Origin of the sequence: Pseudomonas sp. CFBP 13711 (genome assembly GCF_014842265.1) — a bacterium.
Classification (GTDB): Bacteria; Pseudomonadota; Gammaproteobacteria; order Pseudomonadales; family Pseudomonadaceae; genus Aquipseudomonas.
Map to the genome: position 1 here is coordinate 1 of NZ_JACYVI010000030.1, position 5,394 is coordinate 5,394.

2 tRNA genes and 3 rRNA genes are annotated in these 5,394 nt (G+C 51.7%); all 5 read right to left on the reverse strand.

The features are described 5' to 3' along the window. Nucleotides 1-9 precede the first annotated feature (9 nt). The 5 genes from rrf to IFT47_RS27205 all read right to left on the reverse strand — a co-directional run bounded on the left by rrf (nt 10) and on the right by IFT47_RS27205 (nt 5,217). Nucleotides 10-125, reverse strand: a 5S ribosomal RNA gene (rrf, locus tag IFT47_RS27185). A gap of 146 nt (nt 126-271) precedes the next feature. Continuing rightward, nucleotides 272-3,164, reverse strand: a 23S ribosomal RNA gene (locus IFT47_RS27190). Between the two features lie 232 nt (nt 3,165-3,396). Next, nucleotides 3,397-3,472 (reverse strand) — tRNA-Ala (locus tag IFT47_RS27195). Nucleotides 3,473-3,482: 10 nt separating this feature from the next. Next, nucleotides 3,483-3,559: transfer RNA gene (locus IFT47_RS27200), tRNA-Ile, on the reverse strand. A 121-nt stretch (nt 3,560-3,680) separates the two neighbouring features. After that, a 16S ribosomal RNA gene (locus tag IFT47_RS27205) occupies nt 3,681-5,217 on the reverse strand. Together the 16S, 23S and 5S rRNA genes with 2 tRNA genes alongside form the textbook arrangement of a ribosomal RNA operon. Between the last annotated feature and the right edge of the window lie 177 nt (nt 5,218-5,394).

A 5,394-nucleotide genomic window follows, 5' to 3' on the forward strand; every position in this document is an offset into this window, starting at 1 on the left:
GGAATTTAATCTTGACGATGACCTACTCTCACATGGGGAAACCCCACACTACCATCGGCGATGCATCGTTTCACTGCTGAGTTCGGGATGGGATCAGGTGGTTCCAATGCTCTATGGTCGTCAAGAAATTCGGGTACTGACTCGTTCTCTCGAACGCTTCAGCAAATCGGGTATGTGATCAAGGTGCAGCTTGTGTGTTCGCAAACTTTCGTCTTCATGCGTCTTCACACACCGCAACCTGCTGTCTTTCTGCAGATTGCTTGGGTGTTATATGGTCAAGCCTCACGGGCAATTAGTATTGGTTAGCTCAACGCCTCACAGCGCTTACACACCCAACCTATCAACGTCGTAGTCTTCGACGGCCCTTCAGGGAACTCAAGGTTCCAGTGAGATCTCATCTTGAGGCAAGTTTCCCGCTTAGATGCTTTCAGCGGTTATCTTTTCCGAACATAGCTACCCGGCAATGCCACTGGCGTGACAACCGGAACACCAGAGGTTCGTCCACTCCGGTCCTCTCGTACTAGGAGCAGCCCCTCTCAAATCTCAAACGTCCACGGCAGATAGGGACCGAACTGTCTCACGACGTTCTAAACCCAGCTCGCGTACCACTTTAAATGGCGAACAGCCATACCCTTGGGACCGGCTTCAGCCCCAGGATGTGATGAGCCGACATCGAGGTGCCAAACACCGCCGTCGATATGAACTCTTGGGCGGTATCAGCCTGTTATCCCCGGAGTACCTTTTATCCGTTGAGCGATGGCCCTTCCATACAGAACCACCGGATCACTAAGACCTACTTTCGTACCTGCTCGACGTGTCTGTCTCGCAGTCAAGCGCGCTTTTGCCTTTATACTCTACGACCGATTTCCGACCGGTCTGAGCGCACCTTCGTACTCCTCCGTTACTCTTTAGGAGGAGACCGCCCCAGTCAAACTACCCACCATACACTGTCCTCGATCCGGATAACGGACCTGAGTTAGAACCTCAAAGTTGCCAGGGTGGTATTTCAAGGTTGGCTCCACGCAGACTGGCGTCCACGCTTCAAAGCCTCCCACCTATCCTACACAAGCAAATTCAAAGTCCAGTGCAAAGCTATAGTAAAGGTTCACGGGGTCTTTCCGTCTAGCCGCGGATACACTGCATCTTCACAGCGATTTCAATTTCACTGAGTCTCGGGTGGAGACAGCGCCGCCATCGTTACGCCATTCGTGCAGGTCGGAACTTACCCGACAAGGAATTTCGCTACCTTAGGACCGTTATAGTTACGGCCGCCGTTTACCGGGGCTTCGATCAAGAGCTTCGCGTTAGCTAACCCCATCAATTAACCTTCCGGCACCGGGCAGGCGTCACACCCTATACGTCCACTTTCGTGTTTGCAGAGTGCTGTGTTTTTAATAAACAGTCGCAGCGGCCTGGTATCTTCGACCGGCATGAGCTTACGGAGCAAGTCCTTCACCCTCACCGGCGCACCTTCTCCCGAAGTTACGGTGCCATTTTGCCTAGTTCCTTCACCCGAGTTCTCTCAAGCGCCTTGGTATTCTCTACCCAACCACCTGTGTCGGTTTGGGGTACGGTTCCTGGTTACCTGAAGCTTAGAAGCTTTTCTTGGAAGCATGGCATCAACCACTTCGTGTCCTAAAGGACACTCGTCATCAGCTCTCGGCCTTGAAACCCCGGATTTACCTAAGATTTCAGCCTACCACCTTAAACCTGGACAACCAACGCCAGGCTGGCCTAGCCTTCTCCGTCCCTCCATCGCAATAACCAGAAGTACAGGAATATTAACCTGTTTTCCATCGACTACGCTTTTCAGCCTCGCCTTAGGGACCGACTAACCCTGCGTCGATTAACGTTGCGCAGGAAACCTTGGTCTTTCGGCGTGGGTGTTTTTCACACCCATTGTCGTTACTCATGTCAGCATTCGCACTTCTGATACCTCCAGCAAGCTTCTCAACTCACCTTCACAGGCTTACAGAACGCTCCTCTACCGCATCATCCTAAGATGATACCCGTAGCTTCGGTGCATGGTTTGAGCCCCGTTACATCTTCCGCGCAGGCCGACTCGACTAGTGAGCTATTACGCTTTCTTTAAAGGGTGGCTGCTTCTAAGCCAACCTCCTAGCTGTCTAAGCCTTCCCACATCGTTTCCCACTTAACCATGACTTTGGGACCTTAGCTGACGGTCTGGGTTGTTTCCCTTTTCACGACGGACGTTAGCACCCGCCGTGTGTCTCCCATGCTCGGCACTTGTAGGTATTCGGAGTTTGCATCGGTTTGGTAAGTCGGGATGACCCCCTAGCCGAAACAGTGCTCTACCCCCTACAGTGATACATGAGGCGCTACCTAAATAGCTTTCGAGGAGAACCAGCTATCTCCGAGCTTGATTAGCCTTTCACTCCGATCCACAGGTCATCCGCTAACTTTTCAACGGTAGTCGGTTCGGTCCTCCAGTTAGTGTTACCCAACCTTCAACCTGCCCATGGATAGATCGCCCGGTTTCGGGTCTATTCCCAGCGACTAGACGCCCTATTAAGACTCGCTTTCGCTACGCCTCCCCTATTCGGTTAAGCTCGCCACTGAAAATAAGTCGCTGACCCATTATACAAAAGGTACGCAGTCACCCAACAAAGTGGGCTCCCACTGCTTGTACGCATACGGTTTCAGGATCTATTTCACTCCGCTCTCCGCGGTTCTTTTCGCCTTTCCCTCACGGTACTGGTTCACTATCGGTCAGTCAGTAGTATTTAGCCTTGGAGGATGGTCCCCCCATGTTCAGACAAGGTTTCTCGTGCCCCGTCCTACTCGATTTCATTGACAAGAGATTTTCGCGTACAGGGCTATCACCCACTATGGCCGCACTTTCCAGAGCGTTCCGCTAATCTCAAATCAACTTAAGGGCTGGTCCCCGTTCGCTCGCCACTACTAAGGGAATCTCGGTTGATTTCTTTTCCTCAGGGTACTTAGATGTTTCAGTTCCCCTGGTTCGCTCCATACACCTATGTATTCAGTGTAAGGTAACTGTCTTATGACAGCTGGGTTCCCCCATTCAGACATCTCCGGATCACAGTCTGTTTGCCGACTCCCCGAAGCTTTTCGCAGGCTACCACGTCTTTCATCGCCTCTGACTGCCAAGGCATCCACCGTATGCGCTTCTTCACTTGACCATATAACCCCAAGCAATCTGGTTATACTGTGAAGACGACATTCGCCGAAAGTTTGCATTTCACAAACTTTACCTTAGCCTGGACACGCACCAGTGAAAGAGGTGCCCAGTCTATATTTCAATCACATACCCAAATTTTTAAAGAACGATCTAATCAAAAGACTAGAAATCAACACTCATCATCCGGCGGATGGAGCGCTCATTTCTAAGCTTTCACAAGGCAGAAGCAGTTATGGTGGAGCCAAACGGGATCGAACCGTTGACCTCCTGCGTGCAAGGCAGGCGCTCTCCCAGCTGAGCTATGGCCCCATAACAAAATTGGTGGGTCTGGGCAGATTCGAACTGCCGACCTCACCCTTATCAGGGGTGCGCTCTAACCAACTGAGCTACAGACCCAATTTCGAGCTTGTAACTGTTAGCGTGAGCTATCAGCTTGGAGCTTAAAGCTGCTTCTATCGTCTTCTTCAATGAATCAAGCAATTCGTGTGGGAACTTGTGAAGAAGCTGAGTCTTCGATTAAGGAGGTGATCCAGCCGCAGGTTCCCCTACGGCTACCTTGTTACGACTTCACCCCAGTCATGAATCACACCGTGGTAACCGTCCTCCCGAAGGTTAGACTAGCTACTTCTGGTGCAACCCACTCCCATGGTGTGACGGGCGGTGTGTACAAGGCCCGGGAACGTATTCACCGCGACATTCTGATTCGCGATTACTAGCGATTCCGACTTCACGCAGTCGAGTTGCAGACTGCGATCCGGACTACGATCGGTTTTCTGGGATTAGCTCCACCTCGCGGCTTGGCAACCCTCTGTACCGACCATTGTAGCACGTGTGTAGCCCAGGCCGTAAGGGCCATGATGACTTGACGTCATCCCCACCTTCCTCCGGTTTGTCACCGGCAGTCTCCTTAGAGTGCCCACCATAACGTGCTGGTAACTAAGGACAAGGGTTGCGCTCGTTACGGGACTTAACCCAACATCTCACGACACGAGCTGACGACAGCCATGCAGCACCTGTCTCAATGTTCCCGAAGGCACCAATCCATCTCTGGAAAGTTCATTGGATGTCAAGGCCTGGTAAGGTTCTTCGCGTTGCTTCGAATTAAACCACATGCTCCACCGCTTGTGCGGGCCCCCGTCAATTCATTTGAGTTTTAACCTTGCGGCCGTACTCCCCAGGCGGTCAACTTAATGCGTTAGCTGCGCCACTAAAAGCTCAAGGCTTCCAACGGCTAGTTGACATCGTTTACGGCGTGGACTACCAGGGTATCTAATCCTGTTTGCTCCCCACGCTTTCGCACCTCAGTGTCAGTATGAGCCCAGGTGGTCGCCTTCGCCACTGGTGTTCCTTCCTATATCTACGCATTTCACCGCTACACAGGAAATTCCACCACCCTCTGCCCTACTCTAGCTCGCCAGTTTTGGATGCAGTTCCCAGGTTGAGCCCGGGGATTTCACATTCAACTTAACAAACCACCTACGCGCGCTTTACGCCCAGTAATTCCGATTAACGCTTGCACCCTCTGTATTACCGCGGCTGCTGGCACAGAGTTAGCCGGTGCTTATTCTGTCGGTAACGTCAAAACAGCAAGGTATTCGCTTACTGCCCTTCCTCCCAACTTAAAGTGCTTTACAATCCGAAGACCTTCTTCACACACGCGGCATGGCTGGATCAGGCTTTCGCCCATTGTCCAATATTCCCCACTGCTGCCTCCCGTAGGAGTCTGGACCGTGTCTCAGTTCCAGTGTGACTGATCATCCTCTCAGACCAGTTACGGATCGTCGCCTTGGTGAGCCATTACCTCACCAACTAGCTAATCCGACCTAGGCTCATCTGATAGCGCAAGGCCCGAAGGTCCCCTGCTTTCTCCCGTAGGACGTATGCGGTATTAGCGTCCCTTTCGAGACGTTGTCCCCCACTACCAGGCAGATTCCTAGGCATTACTCACCCGTCCGCCGCTGAATCAGAGAGCAAGCTCTCTTCATCCGCTCGACTTGCATGTGTTAGGCCTGCCGCCAGCGTTCAATCTGAGCCATGATCAAACTCTTCAGTTCAATACTGCAATTAGGTTTTGAGAAAACCTTATAAACTTGGCTCAGCAATCGTTGGTTAAACCATGATTTCTCGTGGAGTAACTTGCGATGCTGATAATCTTGCGACTTCAGTCTTACAGCACAAGCACCCACACGAATTGCTTGATTCAGTTGTTAAAGAGCGGGTGGTTAAGATCT